Source organism: Streptomyces sp. NBC_01304 (assembly GCF_035975855.1).
Classification (GTDB): Bacteria; Actinomycetota; Actinomycetes; order Streptomycetales; family Streptomycetaceae; genus Streptomyces.
In genome coordinates this window covers 88,808-105,167 of record NZ_CP109056.1, presented here as the reverse complement: position 1 = coordinate 105,167, position 16,360 = coordinate 88,808, and the positions used below count along the sequence as shown (strand labels likewise).

The 16,360-nt window shown below is 70.5% G+C and carries 19 protein-coding genes; 16 read left to right on the top strand and 3 right to left on the bottom strand.

Features of this window, described 5'->3' with window-relative positions; all coding sequences use genetic code 11:
• Window positions 1-97 precede the first annotated feature (97 nt).
• On the bottom strand, window positions 98-811 hold the full coding sequence (locus OG430_RS48085) for an MmyB family transcriptional regulator (protein WP_327359633.1): 714 nt from the start codon (window positions 809-811) through the stop codon (window positions 98-100).
• A gap of 440 nt (window positions 812-1,251) precedes the next feature.
• Here OG430_RS48085 and fabG point away from each other — a divergent pair, with 440 nt between their 5' ends.
• From fabG to OG430_RS48065, 4 genes are all read left to right on the top strand, one after another.
• Window positions 1,252-1,971, top strand: a complete 720-nt coding sequence (gene fabG / locus OG430_RS48080; RefSeq protein ID WP_327359632.1) for a 3-oxoacyl-ACP reductase FabG — start codon at window positions 1,252-1,254, stop codon at window positions 1,969-1,971.
• Between the two features lie 197 nt (window positions 1,972-2,168).
• A complete protein-coding gene (locus OG430_RS48075) occupies window positions 2,169-2,702 on the top strand; it encodes a hypothetical protein (RefSeq protein ID WP_327359631.1) in 534 nt (177 codons plus the stop codon).
• A 12-nt stretch (window positions 2,703-2,714) separates the two neighbouring features.
• Window positions 2,715-3,947, top strand: coding sequence for an MAB_1171c family putative transporter (locus tag OG430_RS48070; RefSeq protein ID WP_327359630.1), 1,233 nt, complete (start codon window positions 2,715-2,717; stop codon window positions 3,945-3,947).
• Complete coding sequence (locus OG430_RS48065; protein ID WP_327359629.1) at window positions 3,941-4,504, top strand: hypothetical protein; 564 nt, start codon at window positions 3,941-3,943, stop codon at window positions 4,502-4,504. The genes OG430_RS48070 and OG430_RS48065 overlap by 7 nt, the downstream gene beginning before the upstream one ends.
• A gap of 14 nt (window positions 4,505-4,518) precedes the next feature.
• Here OG430_RS48065 and OG430_RS48060 read toward each other — a convergent pair whose 3' ends face one another.
• Window positions 4,519-5,406, bottom strand: a complete 888-nt coding sequence (locus OG430_RS48060) for a helix-turn-helix transcriptional regulator (RefSeq protein ID WP_327359628.1) — start codon at window positions 5,404-5,406, stop codon at window positions 4,519-4,521.
• 615 nt (window positions 5,407-6,021) lie between these two features.
• Between OG430_RS48060 and OG430_RS48055 the strand changes: the two genes are divergently transcribed.
• From OG430_RS48055 to OG430_RS48010, 10 genes are all read left to right on the top strand, one after another.
• A complete protein-coding gene (locus OG430_RS48055; protein ID WP_327359627.1) occupies window positions 6,022-6,441 on the top strand; it encodes a hypothetical protein in 420 nt (139 codons plus the stop codon).
• Between the two features lie 73 nt (window positions 6,442-6,514).
• Complete coding sequence (locus OG430_RS48050) at window positions 6,515-7,900, top strand: helix-turn-helix domain-containing protein (RefSeq protein ID WP_327359626.1); 1,386 nt, start codon at window positions 6,515-6,517, stop codon at window positions 7,898-7,900.
• Window positions 7,897-8,766 (top strand): DUF721 domain-containing protein, encoded by an 870-nt coding sequence (locus OG430_RS48045; protein ID WP_327359625.1) that lies wholly within the window; start codon window positions 7,897-7,899, stop codon window positions 8,764-8,766. Before OG430_RS48050 ends, OG430_RS48045 begins: the two co-directional genes overlap by 4 nt.
• 32 nt (window positions 8,767-8,798) lie before the next feature.
• Window positions 8,799-8,972, top strand: coding sequence for a hypothetical protein (locus OG430_RS48040; RefSeq protein WP_327359624.1), 174 nt, complete (start codon window positions 8,799-8,801; stop codon window positions 8,970-8,972).
• Window positions 8,969-9,376 carry a WhiB family transcriptional regulator gene (locus OG430_RS48035; protein WP_327359623.1) on the top strand — a complete coding sequence of 136 codons (408 nt, stop codon included), beginning with the start codon at window positions 8,969-8,971 and terminating at the stop codon, window positions 9,374-9,376. The genes OG430_RS48040 and OG430_RS48035 overlap by 4 nt, the downstream gene beginning before the upstream one ends.
• Window positions 9,377-9,410: 34 nt before the next feature.
• Window positions 9,411-9,617 (top strand): hypothetical protein, encoded by a 207-nt coding sequence (locus OG430_RS48030; protein WP_327359622.1) that lies wholly within the window; start codon window positions 9,411-9,413, stop codon window positions 9,615-9,617.
• A gap of 110 nt (window positions 9,618-9,727) precedes the next feature.
• Window positions 9,728-10,258, top strand: coding sequence for a GNAT family N-acetyltransferase (locus tag OG430_RS48025; protein ID WP_327359620.1), 531 nt, complete (start codon window positions 9,728-9,730; stop codon window positions 10,256-10,258).
• Between the two features lie 2 nt (window positions 10,259-10,260).
• The gene (locus tag OG430_RS48020; RefSeq protein WP_327359619.1) at window positions 10,261-11,214 is read left to right on the top strand and encodes an alpha/beta fold hydrolase; all 954 of its coding nucleotides are present in this window, start codon (window positions 10,261-10,263) and stop codon (window positions 11,212-11,214) included.
• Between the two features lie 105 nt (window positions 11,215-11,319).
• Window positions 11,320-11,760: a hypothetical protein gene (locus OG430_RS48015; RefSeq protein WP_327359618.1), complete on the top strand. Its 441-nt coding sequence runs from the start codon at window positions 11,320-11,322 to the stop codon at window positions 11,758-11,760.
• A gap of 48 nt (window positions 11,761-11,808) precedes the next feature.
• Window positions 11,809-12,462, top strand: a complete 654-nt coding sequence (locus OG430_RS48010) for a hypothetical protein (RefSeq protein ID WP_327359617.1) — start codon at window positions 11,809-11,811, stop codon at window positions 12,460-12,462.
• Window positions 12,463-12,492: 30 nt separating this feature from the next.
• Here OG430_RS48010 and OG430_RS48005 read toward each other — a convergent pair whose 3' ends face one another.
• Entirely contained in the window at window positions 12,493-14,268 is a 1,776-nt protein-coding gene (locus tag OG430_RS48005) for a hypothetical protein (RefSeq protein ID WP_327359616.1), read from the bottom strand.
• A 354-nt stretch (window positions 14,269-14,622) separates the two neighbouring features.
• Between OG430_RS48005 and OG430_RS48000 the strand changes: the two genes are divergently transcribed.
• Together OG430_RS48000 and OG430_RS47995 are read left to right on the top strand one after the other, a co-directional pair.
• A complete protein-coding gene (locus OG430_RS48000) occupies window positions 14,623-15,582 on the top strand; it encodes a DNA-processing protein DprA (RefSeq protein WP_327359615.1) in 960 nt (319 codons plus the stop codon).
• Window positions 15,579-16,343 (top strand): ComF family protein, encoded by a 765-nt coding sequence (locus tag OG430_RS47995; protein ID WP_327359614.1) that lies wholly within the window; start codon window positions 15,579-15,581, stop codon window positions 16,341-16,343. Before OG430_RS48000 ends, OG430_RS47995 begins: the two co-directional genes overlap by 4 nt.
• The last annotated feature ends 17 nt before the right edge of the window (window positions 16,344-16,360 follow it).

Below are 16,360 nucleotides of genomic sequence, written 5' to 3'. Positions count from 1 at the left end.
ATTGCGGCGTTGGAGTAATCGCTGAGGATCCTTGGAGGAAAGCAATAGACCACCTCCGCAGGCGCACAGGAACTTCACAGAACCCGCTGGCGGGTCTCTACGCGTCGTCCGCGGGGACCACGGCCATGAAGCGCAATTCGTCCTCACCTGCAGGGGACATGGGCAGCAGGCTGATAGTGAACTCGCGGTTTCCGTACCCGGGCATGCGCAAGCGGCGCTGTCCGTCGCCGGGAGGGTGCTGCAGCGAGGGCACGTGCGGGGAGTCCCAAAGCTCCCGGATTCTGCGGTCGGCACGGACCCGGGCGACGACTTCCCGCATGCGGCGGTCCGTTGCGCCCCACTGCTCGTCGTGGAGCTTGAGCTGGGCAAGCATGGGCAGCGCCCAGTCCTGCTCCCAGTTGATCAGGCGGTGCCTGGCCTCGGCGTAGGTCAGGGCCCAGACCATGACGTTCTCGTTGTGCTCGACCCAGGGGTGGGTGCGGGCCATGTGCTTGTTGTAGACGAGCACGTCCCAGCGGAAGTCGTTGATGTAGGCCGCGAACGGTTCGACGCCCTCCACGAACCTGCGCAGGGCAGTTGGAACCTTCGGGGAGGGAAGGTCGCCCGCGTGCTCGGCAGACCGGGCGGCAAGGTGCCCGGTGGCAAGTTTTACGACTGCCCATTCTTCTCGGGTCAGCGCCAGCGTCTGGCGTACGTCGTCCAGGAATGCGTCGCTGTAGTTGGCCGGTCTGCCGTTCTCCAGCTTCGCGAACCACTGGCGGCTCCGGCCGAGAAGGGCTGCGGCCTGCACTTGGGTGATGCCGGGCCTCATGGATGGGCGATTGCCCGTCTTCTCCTCGAACTCGGGAATTTCACTCGATACAAGACGTGCGCGCGCATTCTGCAGGGCTCGCGTAATGGACGGGCTGGCCGTTCGCTGCGCGCTCATAACGTTTGAATAACACCCCGTTGATGTGACCTGGATCACAGATTCCAGTGGTCTACTCCACTCGGTGAAGCGGCGCCGGATTCGCGAAAGGCCAATTGCCGGAAGGAAGTTGGCCTGCGCCGTCACCCTCCGCTATGGAAACTGTCAGTTTCCATTGTCCATGAAGGGAACTGACAGTTCCCCTCGGGGTGCTTATCCCCAACTTAAAGGGCCCAGGGGCGTCAGTGGGCGGTCGTATGGTCGGCGCAACGCACGCACCGGATGCAGGCGTCAAGGACCATTCACACCACCCCGGTTGGGGTGCTTGCGCAAAGGACAGTCGCATGTCCCGCTCGATCTTCGTGACCGGAGGAAGCCGCGGAATCGGCCACGCCACCGCCCGCGCGTTCGCCCAGGCAGGCCACAAGGTTGCGTTCACCTACCGCAGCGGCGAGCCGCCGGCGGACCTCGTGGAGCTCGGATGCCTGCCGGTCCGGTGTGACATCACCGACACCGAAGAGATCGACCTCGCTTTCAAGCAGGCCGAGGAAGCCCACGGCTTTGTCGAGGTCCTGGTCGCCAACGCCGGCGCCACCCGCGACCAACTGCTCATGCGGATGAGCGAGGGCGACTTCACCTCGGTCCTCGATACCAACCTCACCAGCGCATTCCGGCTGGCCAAGCGGGTCAGCCGAGGGATGCTGCGGGCCCGCGCCGGCCGCATCATCCTCGTCTCCTCCACGGTCGCCCTGCGGGGCGAGGCCGGACAGGCCAACTACGCGGCATCGAAGGCCGGCCTGGTCGGCTTCGCCCGCTCGCTCGCTCGCGAGTACGGCAGCCGCGGCATCACGGTCAACGTGGTCGCCCCCGGCGCCACCGAGACGGCGATGACCGCCGCGCTGTCCGACGAGATCAAGGCGTCCATGGTGCGCCAGATACCGCTGCAGCGGATGGCTCAGCCCGGGGAGATCGCTGCCGCGATCACCTTCCTGGCCTCCGACGAGGCCAGCTACATCACCGGCGCCGTCATCCCGGTCGACGGTGGCGGCGGCATGGGGCACTGACGCCCCCGCGGCCCGGGCCCCACGGGGGTGGGACCGGGCGGCAACTCTGTCGGGAGGCGGGGACCACCCCTCCCAAACGATTAGAACGTACGTGCGAGATGATTCGCCAAAGCGAGACCGAGCCGCTGGAGCATGGCCCAGCGGGACATGTGGCCAACGGGGGAGACACGATGGGTGGTTTGGGGGACTGGCGTGAAATGCGCCGCCTGCGTCAGAGGTGCGAGCGCGGCCTGGAGGACTTCCCGCTGCCCGTGCCGTTCAGCATCCCGGCTCTCGTCGAGAACATCGAGAGGGCCCGGAACCGGAAGATCGAGCTCGTGGAGATCATCGAGCCGGATGCCGACCTGCGCACGGCCTGCGGCCTCAGAGCGCGCTTCGACGACGTGACGTTCATCTTCTACCGGGGCCGGCCCACCCCGAACCAGACCCAGCACACCGTCCTGCACGAGCTCGCCCACGAGTGGTTCAACCACGGCACCACGCTCAGCTGCAAGGAACTCGAGCAGCACCTGCCCCAGGCCGTTCGGGACAGGATCGCCGAACGCATGGGCTCCGAGGCCGTCTTCCAGGCCCGGACCCGCTACGAGACCCCAGAGGAGCGAGAGGCCGAACTCGCCGCCTCCCTCATCAAGCGCATTGCCCGCAGCCAGCCCGTTGGTGACGACATGCTCAGCCTCCTGGAGGCCTCGCTGTCCCACCCCGTCGCCGTGCGCCGGCGCACCCAGAACTGACTCGGAGACTCCGTGATCGACTTCCTCGCCTACGCGGTGGCCGCCACCATGACCGGGGTGGCCGTGTGGCGTTCGCGCGGCGCCCTGGCCAAGGACTCCGACACCCGGCGGCGAGCCCTGTGGGGCTGTTTCGCAGGCTTCGCCCTGGCGCTCTGGCTCAAGACACCCGCGGTCAAGGAGGCGCTGAACACCTCCCCCGCGACCGACATATCCATCCTGGTCAAGCACTACGTCAGCGTGATCGCGATCCTGTCGATCCTCACGTTCGTCGTCACCGCCTACGGCCGGGCGGAAGCAGGCGATGAGGTTCCCCGCCACGTCCTGGTGTCCCGCTGGATCCAGCGCCTCGCCTACAAGACCGCGTTCGCCGCCATGCTGTTGATGACGGTCATGTTCTTCACCGTCGTGAACCGCTCGCACCCGTCCGACGACTTCATCGCCGAGCACTCCGGCCAGTGGGGCGCCACGGCCTACATGACGATCTTCTATCTGTTCCTCGGCGCCGCGAGCGCGGTCTGCGGCTACCAGTGGACCAGCGCCGCACGGCGCGCCGAGACCCGGCTCCTGCGCATCGGCCTGGCGCTCATGGCGTTCGCCATGGCCCTGGGCGTTCTCTACGTCGTGACCCGCACCGCCTACCTGTGGGTCACGCTGGCCGCCCCGGCCTCTGCTCAGGTCGACCAGCTGGTCGGCAACACCACGGACGTACTGCAGCAGGTGCTGTTCTTCTTCTTCGCGCTCGGCGCCTCCGTGCCCACCACCAACGCGGCCAACGCACGCTGGGGCAACTGGCGGGCGCTGCAGCAGCTCTACCCGCTGTGGCGGGACCTGATGACCGCGATCCCGCAGATCAGCTTCGACCCGCCCGGCTCTCGCCTGCGCGAACTCACCCGTATCGCCCCGCCCTTGGACGTACGCCTGGATCGCTGGGTCCAGGACATCGCGGACGCAGTCGAGCAGTTGCGGCACTTCTCTCCGCCCGGGCTGCTCGAGGCCGCCGAGGACGCAGTGGTGGATCACCTCGACGAGGCGCCGGCCGCCGAGGCTTTCTGGATCAAGGCCGCGCTGGTCGCCGTGGCCGCCGGCGAACGCGACGAGCTCCCCTCGGGCGCACTGCCGGACAAACCCATCGGCGACAGCGGCGCCGAGGCCACCTGGCTGCTGCGTGTCCAGGGCGTCTACGTGACCATCAGCGACGCGCAGGCCCGCGAACTGCTGCACGCCGCCCGGGAGTCCTCATGCTGAGCGCGGCGCGCGCGGTCACCGACGTCTTCCAGCCGCGCAACGTGCTCGTCGCCGGCCTCACCGGAATCGGCATCGCGGCCGCCGGGCACTGGGGCGGGGCGCTGTGGGGACTGCTCGCGGCGCTGTGCGCCGGCGTGGTGCCGGCCGCGTACATCAACTACGAACGCAGGAAGGGCACCTGGGGAGACCGGCACGTCGTCGACCGCACCCAGCGCCTGCCGATCTTCCTGGTGATCCTTGCCTCCATCGGCACCGGATCACTCATCATGCTGGCCGCACACGCCCCCCGCGACATCCTGCTTGCGATGATCGCGCTATGGCTGATGACGGTCGGGCTGCTCACCGTCAACGAGTCCTGGAAGATCTCCGTGGATTCGGCTGTGGCCTCCTCAGTGGTGACCCTGCTCGCCGTGGTCCACTCGCCGTGGTGGCTCCTCGTCTACCCCGTGGTGCTGGCGGTCTGCTGGTCCCGGGTAGCCCTGGGCTACCACTCGGTGGCGCAGACGGCCGCAGGCGCGTCACTGGGCCTGGCCACGGCAGGCCTGTGGCTGCTGTAGGTGCTCGAGGCGAACTAGATCTTCGGGTCGCCGGCGCGGGGGGCCTGGCCCTGCTTCATCTGCGCGACCAGCTCCTGAAGCCTGTTCACGAACCCGTCGGAGAGGCCGCCCTCGCCGCCGCGCGCGGCCAGGGCGAGCCTGGAGGTCTCGTCCTCGCCGGCGAGCAGCGCCATGATGTCCAGCACCTGCTGCTCGGCGTCCTTGACCGGCAGGAAGAACTGCGGGGTTACGTCGAAGAACTTGCCCAGTCCCTCGTGCACGATGACCTCGGGAGTGCCGGCCAGGACCTCGGGGGTGGGGCGAGTGCCCTGCCGCAGCTCGGCGACCTGGCCGGCGGTGATGACGTCGGCGCCGGCGGTCTCGTTGATGGCCTCGGCGAGCTCTTCGTCCAAGGGGGGCGTCGGGAAGGTCGCCAGCAGCCGGTTGATCTTCTGTGCCAGCCGCTCGTGCTGCAGCGCCGGCGCCGACGAAGGCGCAGGGGGGCGGAACTCACCGAAGGAGCGGGCCTGGGCGGCCTCCACCTCGGCCTCGGTCACCCCGTACACAGCAGCCACCCGCGGCAGGAGCTTCGGGTCCAGTCTGCGCTTCGCGCGCTCGGCGTTCTGAAGGGGACCCCGGCTGACGCCAAGCGCCTCGGCGGCGCTGCGCTGGGTGTGCCCGGCATCGCATCGCAGGTCCGCCAAGTCCGGGTCGCCGTACCGCGGGAAGAGATCGTCCACATGCTTGCGCAGGGCCGCGGCGATGGACGGCAGCTTCTCCGGCTGAGGGAAGGCGTTCCCGTTCTCCCAGTCGGCGACGGTGGGCTTGCTGACGCCCACGCCCGATGCGATGTCCGCCTGAAAGAGGTCCGCTGCTCGACGCTCGGCTCTCAGGCGGCGTCCGTCGAAGTTGCGTGCGGGCATCCAGGGACTCCTGATAGGCGCGGGGCAGGTCGATCATGCGTCGGAGGCACTCTAACCACAAACTTGATGCCAGAGCCTAACTAGCATAGATTGCGGCATCGAGGATCTTGGCGGGAAGCATCCGTCAACCCTCGTCCCATCAGCTCCCGCATGCCCAAGAGGGCTGCGCGGGGCCGGAACTGGCCAACCTCGGCGTCGCAAACCCGGTGGCCAGTTCCGGCGTCACCTCGTGGAGACAGGATGAGTGTGCCATCACGCCGCGCGCAGCGGCAGGTCAGTCAGGGTTTTCGGTATCTGATCGTGCTCGCGTCCCACGGGACCGGAGCATCGACTTTCAGCCATGCGGCCGGGACTGCGGCAGCGCGTCCGCCCGCGTGAGCAGCAACTAGTCGCACAGCGGGCGGCGTTCGAATCCAGCCGCCCGGTTCGGCTTCACGTGCCGCCCGAGCAGCGGCGGAAATCCACCCGAGCGAGACATCAAGTTGCTCACCATCTGCCGAATTGCCCAATTGGCGCGATTTGACCGGGTGTTGGGTCCGCGAGGTCTTCGGCAGGTGTGCACCCACCCCATTTCGCACCGACTGACCCGGTGCCCCTCAAGACAGGAGGCAGTTGTTGAGCAGCGAGCAGGACTCCAGCGCCTCGAGCGAGAAGGCGACCGTCCAGCCTGCCGCTCCCTGGCCGAAGTTCAACCCGGACCGGGCGCTCTCCGAGCTGCAGGTCCTTGAGCTCCTCACCCGCGGAGTGCCCGAGAACCGCATCGCCCGCATGACCAAGCTGTCAACCAGGGAGATTCGCCGGCTCGCCAAGATCGCTGCGGAAGAAGCGCAGGAGCCACGGGCTCCGCGCATCGTCGGCCGCTCAGAGCGCCCGGTTCGGCCCATCCGCCCGCGGTTCACCGGCGCCCGAACCGTCCCCCGGCAGAAGCCCGGAGAGCCGGCCCCGCGCCACGCGATCATCCAGCCGGCCCGGCCGCGCGCGGCTCGGACCGAGCCGGCCGAAGAACCGGTCCAGATGGCCTTCCCTCTCGACTGAACCGACTCCCCCCGACCTCGCGGCCAACGCCACGGGGCTCCTCCAGCACACCCAAAATCACCCAGGACTGACCGTGCCCACGCTCACCGCTCCACCCGCGTACCCCCCGGCCGCCGCGTCGGCGAATCCTGATGCCGCTGTGCTGAACGTGCCGGAAGCTGCCCAGTGGATTCAGAACACCCGCGGCCGTATCGCGCCCGACGGCTACGCCTGGCTCGAGGCCGTGTACTGGCACTACAAGTACGCGCCGCGCACCGCTGGCAAGTCCCACGGCCCGGCCAAGGTCGGCGAGACCACCTGGCGCACGGCCCACGCCATCGCCCACCTCACCGAGTGCCGCCCCAGCATCGCCAACCTCGTCACGTGGCTGAAGATGTCCGCCCGCACGGTGAAGTACCACCTCGCCATCCTGCGCGAGGCCGGTCTGCTCACGTACCTCGCCAAGGGCACCCGCATCCGCGGCGTCGGCGGCAGGGCCTCCGAGTTCGCCCGCACCATCCCCCCGGTCTTCGACGAGGCGGCCGGCCTGCGCACCGGCCCCTCGGACACGCTCATCCGCGCCGTACGGGGCTTCGCCCGGGACCGCATCCCGCTGCTGAAGGAACTGCACGCCGCCGCCCGCCGCCCCCTGCGCCGGAAGCGGACAAACACCGCTAATCGGCAGCCGGTGAAGGGGACTTCGGCGGCATCGCCTTGCACCCCAATGGTGGTTGGTACTTCTGGTTCTTCTTCTACCGGTGATACTCCCCCTCCCTCTGAGAGCAAGCTCGCCAGCGGGCAGCACGAGTCCCCCACCCAGAAGAAGTCCACCCAGAAGAAGCTCAACACCACCGGCCGCCGCTACCAGCTCGCCGCCGAACTCGTCGCACAGGTCCCGTGGCTCGGCCGAGCCGCAGTCCCGCGGATCGCCTGGATCGTCCGGCACGTCGCCGACGCCGGCTGGAGCGCCACCGAAGTCATCGCCGTCATCAGCCAGGACAGCGCCGCAGGTCACGTACGCCGGCCCTCCGGATTCCTCGCCTACCGCCTCAAGGGCGCCGAGCGCCTGTACGACACCCCCGCCAAGCGGGCAGCCATCGTGACCTGGTGGCGCAACTCCCGCGCCGCCGCCCAGGAACGGCACGCCGAGTGGGACGGCCAGTGGCAGCAGCCGGCCAGCCGCGCCGTCGCCCGCGAGGTCGAGAGCGCCTTCGCCCAGCTGCAGCAGCCGTCGGCCGCCCCGGAGCAGCGGGACCTCACCGTCGGCGACGACGGACTGGTCGATCTCGCCCAGCTCACCCGCGACGAGGTCATCGACCTGCGCGCGGCCGCGCTGAAGGACCACGCGCTCATCCACGCCACGGTCAGCACCTGCGGCGAGGACTATGCCCGCCGGCTGTTCACCAACGCCCTGGTCGAGCAGGCCCAGCGCCTCGCCCGTCTCGGCCGCGGCATCGTCCACACCTGGAGGCCCGCATGAGCGCCGACCAGCCGACCGGCCTGGACCTCTGCCGCCTCGCCCTGATCGCGCAGAAGGAAGCCGCCCGACGCCGAGGCGCCGGCGCCCAGCGCAAGCCGAGCACGAAGCGGCCGGCCACCGCGCTGCACGGCACCGGCCGCGAACCCCTCGGCCTCGGCGGCGCCGTGGCCCGGCTCGTGATCGAGCGCGGCTGGGAGAAGCCCAAGGGCGGGGGAGAGGTGATCGGCCGGTGGAAGGACATCGTCACCCCCGAGGTGGCAGCGCACCTGCAGCCCGCGGCCTTCCACCCGGACAGCGGCCGCCTCGACCTGGTCCCGGACAACCCCTCCTGGGCCTTTCAGGCCCAGCTGATCAGCGCCCAGCTCATCGAGCAGGTGAACAAGGCGGTCGGCTCGCAGACCGTGCAGAAGATCCGGGTCCTTCCGGTCGGCTCCCGCATCCGCCCGACGCACACCCAGGACAGCCCGGCGGACGAGCCGGTTGAAGTGGCCGCTCGCGCTCCGCTGCGCACGTCGCCGATCGGGGCGCGGGGCCGTGAGCAGGTGCGCGCGGCACTGCAGACGTCGCCCGCGCCCGTCATCCCGGGTCGACTGCGCACCCGCGAGGACGGGGCCGCCGGCTACCAGGCCACCCGGGCCCTGGTGAAGTCCACGCCGGCCAAGGCGCCGCCCGATCGCGAGCCGGCCCGTACCCGCGAGGACGGATCCGCCCACTACCAGGAGGTCCGCGCCCTGGTCGGCAGCACCACCCCCGCGCCAGGCACGCTGCCGCGGACCATGCGGACCCCGAACAGCGGCTCCACCGAATACCAGCAGACCCGCCGGGCCCTCCTGGAAGGCAAGAGCCGCATCCGGCGCCCCAAGTAGCCCACCCCGCACCGAACGAGAGCAGAAGCCACATGAACACCAGCACCGTCCGCCCCCTGTGGGAGGCCGACCTCGACCAGCAGCACCCGGCACCGGCCACGCGCCGGACCGTATCGACCATCACCGACCCCGAGCTCGAGGACCTCTACAACCAGCGCGACGGCCTCCTGCTCCTCCTCGCCGTCACCGGAGGCACCGCCGCATGATCACCCAACTCACCCGGCCCAACGTCGAGTTCACCGCCTGCGCCGACGCCGACCCCGAGATCTTCCACGACGACGTGCTCGCCCCCACGGCCAAGCAACTGTGCGCGGGGTGCCCGCTGGCCGAGGCGTGCCGCACCCAGGCCCGCAACAGCGGCGAGTGGGGCACCTGGGGCGGCGAAACCAGTGCTGAGCGGGCCGCCGCCGGCTATCCGCCAGTCGGCTGGACAGGCCGCGGCTACACGAGATTCACCCACCCCTGCGGCACCCCGGCCGCCTACCAGCGCCACATGCGCGCCGGCGAGACCGCGTGCGAGCCGTGCAAGCAGGCCGAATCCGTGCGCGCCGGCGAGCAGCGGGCCCGGCGCCGGCTGCGCCGCAAGAACAACCCCGCCCGCACCAAGTAGCCAGCCTGACCCGCCACCCCGAAGGAGATGCGACATGTCCGGACCCTCCAGCAACCCCTGGAACGAGCGACGTGCCACGCCCGGAACACGGTGGGAGAGATTCGTCGGGAGCGAGGAGGTAGTCGTCCCCGACGAGGACTGGGACACGGAACACCCCCGCCTGAACCGGGCCGCACGGCGGGCCGTGGACCGCCAGCGACGCTCCAAGGGCAAGATCCCGTTCGCCGAACCCGAGGGATGAGCCTGCTCGGCGGCGGTCTCTGTCCACAGGTCCGCCTTGCCACCTTGAGCCGCGAAGCCGGCCCGCCCCCGTCCGGGCGCGCCCTCACGACGAGCCAAGGAGCAGCGGCGTTGACCACCACCACGACCCTCACGCAGGCCCCGGCAGAGCCGGCCCCACCCGAATCGCCGTTCCTCACCCGCCGAGCCCGACTCGGGGACCTGGAAGCGGTGAACGAACTGCACCGTGGCTGCTCACTCGCCAGCCGCTACGCCCGCTATGCCACCCCACGCCGGGAGCTGAAACGAGCCGAGTACGCCAGACTGCTGCATCCATCCGCGGGCACCAGCTGGCTCACCACACTCCGCGACGCCCCGGACACCGCCGTCGCTCTCACGCATCTCCTCAAGACCCGCACCTCGCACGCCTACGAACTCGCCGTCCTGGTCGGCGACTTGTGGCAGGGCCGCGGCCTGGGCACCCAGCTCACCGACCACGCCCTGGCCGCCGCGGCCGCCGAGCCCGACTGCCACACCGTCACCGCCCAGTTCGGCGCCACCAACACCCGGGCCCTCGCCATCCTGCGACGCCGCAACATCTGGGTCCCCCGCGCCGCAGACGGCCTCATCGACCTCACCATCCCCCTGGCCGCCCGGAGCTGACCATGACAACCCACCCCGCCACCCGCGCCGAACTCCAACGCGCCGACGGCGCCCGCCTCGCCCTCTACGTCGACGGCCCCGACGACCCCGACCTCGTCATCGTCCTGTCGCACGGCTGGCAGGCCGCCGCCTCCCTGTGGGACGAACATGTCCGCCAACTACCCCGTCCCCGCACCCGCATCGTCCGCTACGACCAACGCGGACACGGCAACTCCACGTCAGGCCGTGCGCTGCCCTCCATCCCCCTGCTCGCCGACGACCTCAACGCCGTCATCACCGCCACCGCACCGGGCCGGCTCCCGGTCCTCGTCGTGGGGCACTCCATGGGCGGCATGGCCGCCCTGTCCTTCGCCGCGCAGTTCCCGCACCTCATCGGCGACAAGGTCACCAGCGCCCTGCTCGTCGCGACCACCGGCGGCGACCTCGACCTCACCGCCGCCCACCACCCGCCGCTCACCCGGCTCGTCGGCCTGTCCCGCCACGCCATGGCGGCCGTCGCCATCCACGCGCCGCGCCCTGCAGCCCGGATCCGGGAACTCGTCCGTCCCCGGCCCTACGCCCAGCCACCCATCGACATCGCCGGCCGCTGGTTCAAAGCACTCATGAGCCACGACGTGGCACAGCGCCTCGACGCACTGAGCCGCATCCCCGTTCACATCCTCGTCGGCGACAGCGATCAGACCATCCCGCCCGTCCACGCGCTGCGGCTCGCCGCGCAGATCCCCACCGCCCAGCTCCACGTCATCGCCGGCGGCGGACACCGCATCCCCACCCAGCACCCCGCCGAGTTCCTCGCCGCCCTCGAGCAGGCCTGCGACGACGCGCTACGCCCCGCCAGCCGATGGCCCTCCCGCCGCATACGCCTCTCGCGCAAGGTCCACACGCCGCCCGGCCGGCAGCACGAGGCCACGGTGAGCGAACCCCGCCCCGGCCCGCGCCCCAAGGCGGTCCGCTGACACCGCCCGTCCGCACCCCACGCGTCGCGACTGCCGGCCGTCCTGCCTCAGCCCCGATCCGTGGCCACGCCGAGATCTTCTGCCCCTTTCACCTGGAGCCGCCTGATGGCCGTCCCGAAGTTCCGCATCACCTGCGCCCTGTGCCGCAAGCCGATCCCGCTGTCGCAGGATGTCCACGCCCTCGACCGAGAGTGGAAGCGCCGCTTCCCGGCCCTGCCCGGTGTCCTTGCCTGCGAGCGCTGCGCGACGCGAACCCATTGGAGATGCGAACTGCCGACCGGCGGCTTCGTCGACGGCCACATCCCCGCATCGGTCCCCGACGGCGCCGACTTCGACGCCTGGAGTCACCTCCTGACCCCCGGGACGCACAAAGCGCTCGTCATCAAGTACCCGCGATCGGGTCTCCTCCAAGGCGCCGAGTCCTACCTGCGGCACGTGGAGGCCAGGCCGTACGCCAGCCCCCAGTTCGTGGCCAGGTTCCGCGCCGTCCTCACCGAATGGGAGGCCGGCGCCGACCTGGACCCGTTCCAGGAAGCGACATTCTGAACCCGTGCTGCCCAGGCATCGCGCAGCTCACCCTCACCGGACGGAAGCATGACCAACCACACCCCTGAGCCGGCCCGCGGCCGCCGTACGCCCTCGCCCGCCACTCGCGCGGCGCGGAGCAGGATGCCGCCGATCCTGCGCAGACTGGATCCGCCCCGAAACGCGGCCGGACAGCCCGACTACCGGCCACCCGCCGCAGTGCTCGCCGTCTTCACCGCCTTCGTCGCCATGTTCACCGGCTTCCACCTGGCGCTGGCCTCGAAGTTCTGGCACCACCACCAGCACTTCGCCCTGGCCGCCGTGTACGCCGGCGCGCTCCTCGCGGCCGCGGCGGTCTACCACCTCGCGCACCGGCTCCTCGCCCGTACCGGCCTCTATCTCTGGCAGAGCGCCCTCGCCGGCGTCGTGCTGCTGGTCGTCATGAGCTCGGCGTACGACTGGGCCCACGCGATCTTCCCGCGGGCGTTGGACCGGTACGAAGCCGAACTCGGAGGTCCGGGGCGTTGCCTGCACTCCACGCCGTACGACCTCAACCGCTCCCAGAGCGCCTACGACGCCGACCATCCCGGCCGGCTCATCGTCGATCCGCTCGAGCCCGGCCTGCCGGCCCTGCGCCTGGACAACGCGGTCGACGGGGGCATCCACCACCTCACCCCGGCCAACCGGGCGTCCCGAAAGATCCTGACGTCGTACGGCTGCTGACGCACCGAAGCCCTCGACGTCGGGTGCGCCTCACCAGCGGCGTCGCGGGGCTTCGTAGTCCTCCCACAGCGGCGGCTCGTCACGGCCGCGCCGATACCGGTCACCGGTGAGAGCAACGATGCGGTGCATGGGCACCGTCAACGTTCCGTGTCCGCCGACGGGAGCGAACTCCAGCATCCGCCGGCCGACGTCCCAGACGACCAGGCGGCCGAAGAGCGTCTTCAGGCTGGTCGTGCCGCGAGGCCCGCACTCCACCCGCAGCCGCAGATCGCCGTACAGCCCGTACGGGTCGCACAGCTCGTGCAGCTCGCGGGCCGCCGGCCCGGAAGCGGTGTCGTCGGGGACCCACGACCAGATCCCCCGCTCCAAGTCGTCCCGCCGACGCTGCTTCGATTCCGCGTCGGGCTCGTGGACGAGCCGCAGCGCCAAGTCGGCCTCCCGTACGTCGCGTTCCACCGCCCGGGCGGTGCGGACCTCGGCGGACGGCCGCGGCCGGCGTCCGTCCGTGGCAAGGTCCTCGGCGAGGAATGGGTAGACGGTACGCAGCAGCGCGCGGGCCGCTTCCTGGACCGTGTCGCTGGCCGCCGCCCCCACCGGCAGCCGCGGTCCGATCGTGAGGCGGCCCTTGTCGAAGCGAGCATGCTGGACGGCCTGCTCGGCGGCGAACGCCGGCACGCTCAGCACGACGGCAAGGGCTTCCCGGTCAGCTGCGTACGGATCGCGCCGGGCGGGGGAGGGGACGCTCGGCCCGACCTGCGGCCACTGCGCCAAGTACGCCAAGTCACGGTCCTCCGGGGCGATCAGCGGCCAGGCCGCCACGAGCAGCAGACACTCCTCGGTGTCCTCGACCACCACGGTCGCCGACAGCGCCTCCTCCAACAGGCGGCACCAGGCAGCAACGTGCTCGCGCAACAGATGGTCGAACTCGGCGTTCGCCCAGGACGCCGGCGAGCTGTGCCCGCACGGCGTGGTGTGCGCCGGCGTCGGCAGCGCAGACACGTCCGTCACCTTCGCCTCGCCCCACAGCTGGGCCACCTTGGACCGAGCGAACTCATGCGCAGCGGCAGCGTCTTGGCCCTGGGCACGGGCCAGACCCCAGGCCTCGCGCACCACCGACCACACATCCGCCCGTCCCCACGTGTACGGACTTCCCGAGCCGTGGACCGCCCTCGCCAGAGCCCGGGACTGCTGATGTACCTCAGGAGCCGAGGCGACCGCGTCGCAGGCCCCCGTGATCGCCGCGGTCTGCCCGGCCGCCGGCGCGGCAGCCCGGTAGTCGTCCAGCGCGGCCTGCGACTTCTCCACCACGCGCGTCCAGGCGCGCAGCACCCGCCAGGCCTGTGAGCCGAGAACCGCATCCACGAGCCAGGGCTTGAGCAGCCGACGTACGTCGGCGTCATGATGGTGCGCGGCCGCCGCAAGCGCCCGCGCATACCCGGACCAGGTCTTGACGGTCTTGCCGCCCATCGCGTCGCGCAGACCGCGCACGGTCCGGGCGGCCGCGACGATCTCCTCACACGCATGCCACAAAGCTCGCACCCCGTCGTCGACCGGCACGGCCGCGACGCAGTGCGCGCACACCTGCGGCAGTACGTCGAGCAGCACCACGACCTGAGGCTCGGTGGTCCGCAATTTCGCGGCGTGCTGACACTGCCCGTACGCCTTGCCCGTCACCGGCACGTGCCACTTGGCGCCGCCGGAATGCACCAGCGCCGCGCTCGCCCCCACGACGGCCGGCACGTCCACACCGGCCTCGGACAGCTCGGCGCGCATCAACACCGTCAACGCCATCCGGCGACGCGCCACGGGAATCCCACCTTGTACTCACTGCCAGGGCCTGCCCGGACGCTATCGGCCCGGGCTGCCTTGAAGTGCCACCGACAGCCGCAGCGGACAAACCCGGTCCGAACCGAACCCAGCCGACCGACCACCGCACACTGGTGATCATTCAAGGGCGCCGGCGGAGCCGCCGACCCGTCCCGGTGTCCCGGTGGCCTCGAACGTCACAGCGGCCACCAGTAGCCCGTCACCCCCACGCCTGCGCGACCCGCTCCGGGCCTAGCTGCCTGACACCACCACCGGGTCGATGGGATGATGAGAACGGCCCAAGAGCACGCTTCTCCTTCGAACAGCACCGGGCCACGAGTAGAAGGAACCCGCATGAACCTCTCTCAAGAGCAGGAGAACCTGCTCACGCTGTGTGCCCTACGGCACGAGGACCACACGCTCGACTGGCACCTGCTCGCTCGCACCAGCCAGAGCCCCGCAGGCCTCGAAGCCCTCCTCAACGGCGACATTCCCGAGGAATCCACTGCCGCCCGCAGGTGCCTGCCGATCCTGCGCGGTGCCCTGGCCGAGGGCCTCGACGACGCCCGCGCCCGCGCCGAGACGGAACTCGAGGCCGCCGAGAAGGCAGGCGCCGAGCTGGTCACCGTCATCGACGCGCACTACCCGGACAATCTGCGTCTGGTCCCGAACCTGCCCCCGTTCCTCTTCCACCGCGGTCCACTCCAGCCAACCGACGCGCGCTCGGTCGCCGTCGTAGGCACCCGCAACGCCACCGACATCGGCCTCAAACGCGCCGCCCGCATGGCCCGTGGCCTCGTCGAGCACGACGTTGCGGTCTTCTCCGGGCTCGCCAAGGGAGTCGACGCCGCCGCCCACCAGGCCACCCTCGACGCGCAGGGCCGCACCGTCGCGGTCATGGGCACCGGCATCGCCGCGCGCATCTACCCGGCGGAGAACCGGCCCCTGGCCGACCGCATCCTCGCCGAAGGCGGCGCCCTGCTCTCCCAGTTCTGGCCGACCAGTCCACCGGCCAAGTGGACCTTCCCGCGCCGCAACGTCGTCACCTCCGGCGCGACCATGGGCTCCGTCGTCATCGAGGCTTCCAGCACCTCCGGCGCCAAAATGCAGGCCCGCATCGCCGCCGAGCATGGCAAACAGGTCTTCCTGCTCCGCTCCCTGGCCACCGCCCAGCCCTGGGCCCGCAAGATGCTCGACGAGCACAGAGCAACCGAGGTCACCGATCTCGACGACGTCCTCCAGCGCCTGACCACCCCCGAGCGGATTCACCAGGCCAGCCAGCAGCGCATCCAGCTCGCGCTGGCGGTGCTGTGAGCCAGTACGCCCTTCCCGAGCCCCTCGGATTTCCCAACTGCCGCCGCTGCGCCTACCTCATCAACGGCACGCCCCGCATCTGCGGAGCCTGCGCCGGCAAGACGCTGCAGCCGATCCCGGACGACCACTGCCTGATCTGCAGCCAGGCCCTCGCCCCCGGCCGCGCCTGCGTGAACACGCTGTGCGGATGGCCCGAAGGCCGCGAGCGCCGAGCCCGCAGCATCACCCGCATCGACGCCGTCGCCCAGTACAGCGGCACCTTCGCCGCCTACCTGCGCATCTTCAAAGAGACACCCGGGTACGAGTTCCTCGCCGCAATCTTCGGCCGCCTGCTCATCGGCTGGATGGAAACCCACCCGCACCTGGTCCACGACATCGACCTCGTCGTCGGCAACCCGACCCACGCCGACCGCAAACCCCTCCAGCACATCGAAGCGATCATGGGCGCGGCGTACGCCGAGGACACCGCCGAGCGCTGGCCGCTGACCACCCCCAACGACCCCCTCCTGGTGAAGGCCGGAACCACCGAGGCATCCAAGGACCGCGGGTTCGTGGGCAAGGAAGAGGCCGCCTGGAACCACCGTCTGGCCATTCGCGGCACCCCGGCGTTGAGCTCAGCAATTCAAGACCGGAGGGTCCTGCTGATCGACGACGTCTGCACCACCGGCATCCAGCTCAACTACATCGCCGGCGGCCTGCTGAACTCCGGCGCCCGCGAAGTGCGCGGCCTGGTCCTCGCCCGCGTCCCCTGGAAATTCTGACGCGACACCCCGCGCAG

Coding starts and splice junctions, on each gene's coding strand:
- OG430_RS48085 (WP_327359633.1), bottom strand. CDS start 811: ATGAGGCCCGGCATCACCCAAGTGCAGGCCGCAGCCCTTCTCGGCCGG.
- fabG (WP_327359632.1), top strand. CDS start 1,252: ATGTCCCGCTCGATCTTCGTGACCGGAGGAAGCCGCGGAATCGGCCAC.
- OG430_RS48075 (WP_327359631.1), top strand. CDS start 2,169: ATGCGCCGCCTGCGTCAGAGGTGCGAGCGCGGCCTGGAGGACTTCCCG.
- OG430_RS48065 (WP_327359629.1), top strand. CDS start 3,941: ATGCTGAGCGCGGCGCGCGCGGTCACCGACGTCTTCCAGCCGCGCAAC.
- OG430_RS48060 (WP_327359628.1), bottom strand. CDS start 5,406: ATGCCCGCACGCAACTTCGACGGACGCCGCCTGAGAGCCGAGCGTCGA.
- OG430_RS48045 (WP_327359625.1), top strand. CDS start 7,897: ATGAGCGCCGACCAGCCGACCGGCCTGGACCTCTGCCGCCTCGCCCTG.
- OG430_RS48040 (WP_327359624.1), top strand. CDS start 8,799: ATGAACACCAGCACCGTCCGCCCCCTGTGGGAGGCCGACCTCGACCAG.
- OG430_RS48035 (WP_327359623.1), top strand. CDS start 8,969: ATGATCACCCAACTCACCCGGCCCAACGTCGAGTTCACCGCCTGCGCC.
- OG430_RS48030 (WP_327359622.1), top strand. CDS start 9,411: ATGTCCGGACCCTCCAGCAACCCCTGGAACGAGCGACGTGCCACGCCC.
- OG430_RS48020 (WP_327359619.1), top strand. CDS start 10,261: ATGACAACCCACCCCGCCACCCGCGCCGAACTCCAACGCGCCGACGGC.
- OG430_RS48015 (WP_327359618.1), top strand. CDS start 11,320: ATGGCCGTCCCGAAGTTCCGCATCACCTGCGCCCTGTGCCGCAAGCCG.
- OG430_RS48010 (WP_327359617.1), top strand. CDS start 11,809: ATGACCAACCACACCCCTGAGCCGGCCCGCGGCCGCCGTACGCCCTCG.
- OG430_RS48000 (WP_327359615.1), top strand. CDS start 14,623: ATGAACCTCTCTCAAGAGCAGGAGAACCTGCTCACGCTGTGTGCCCTA.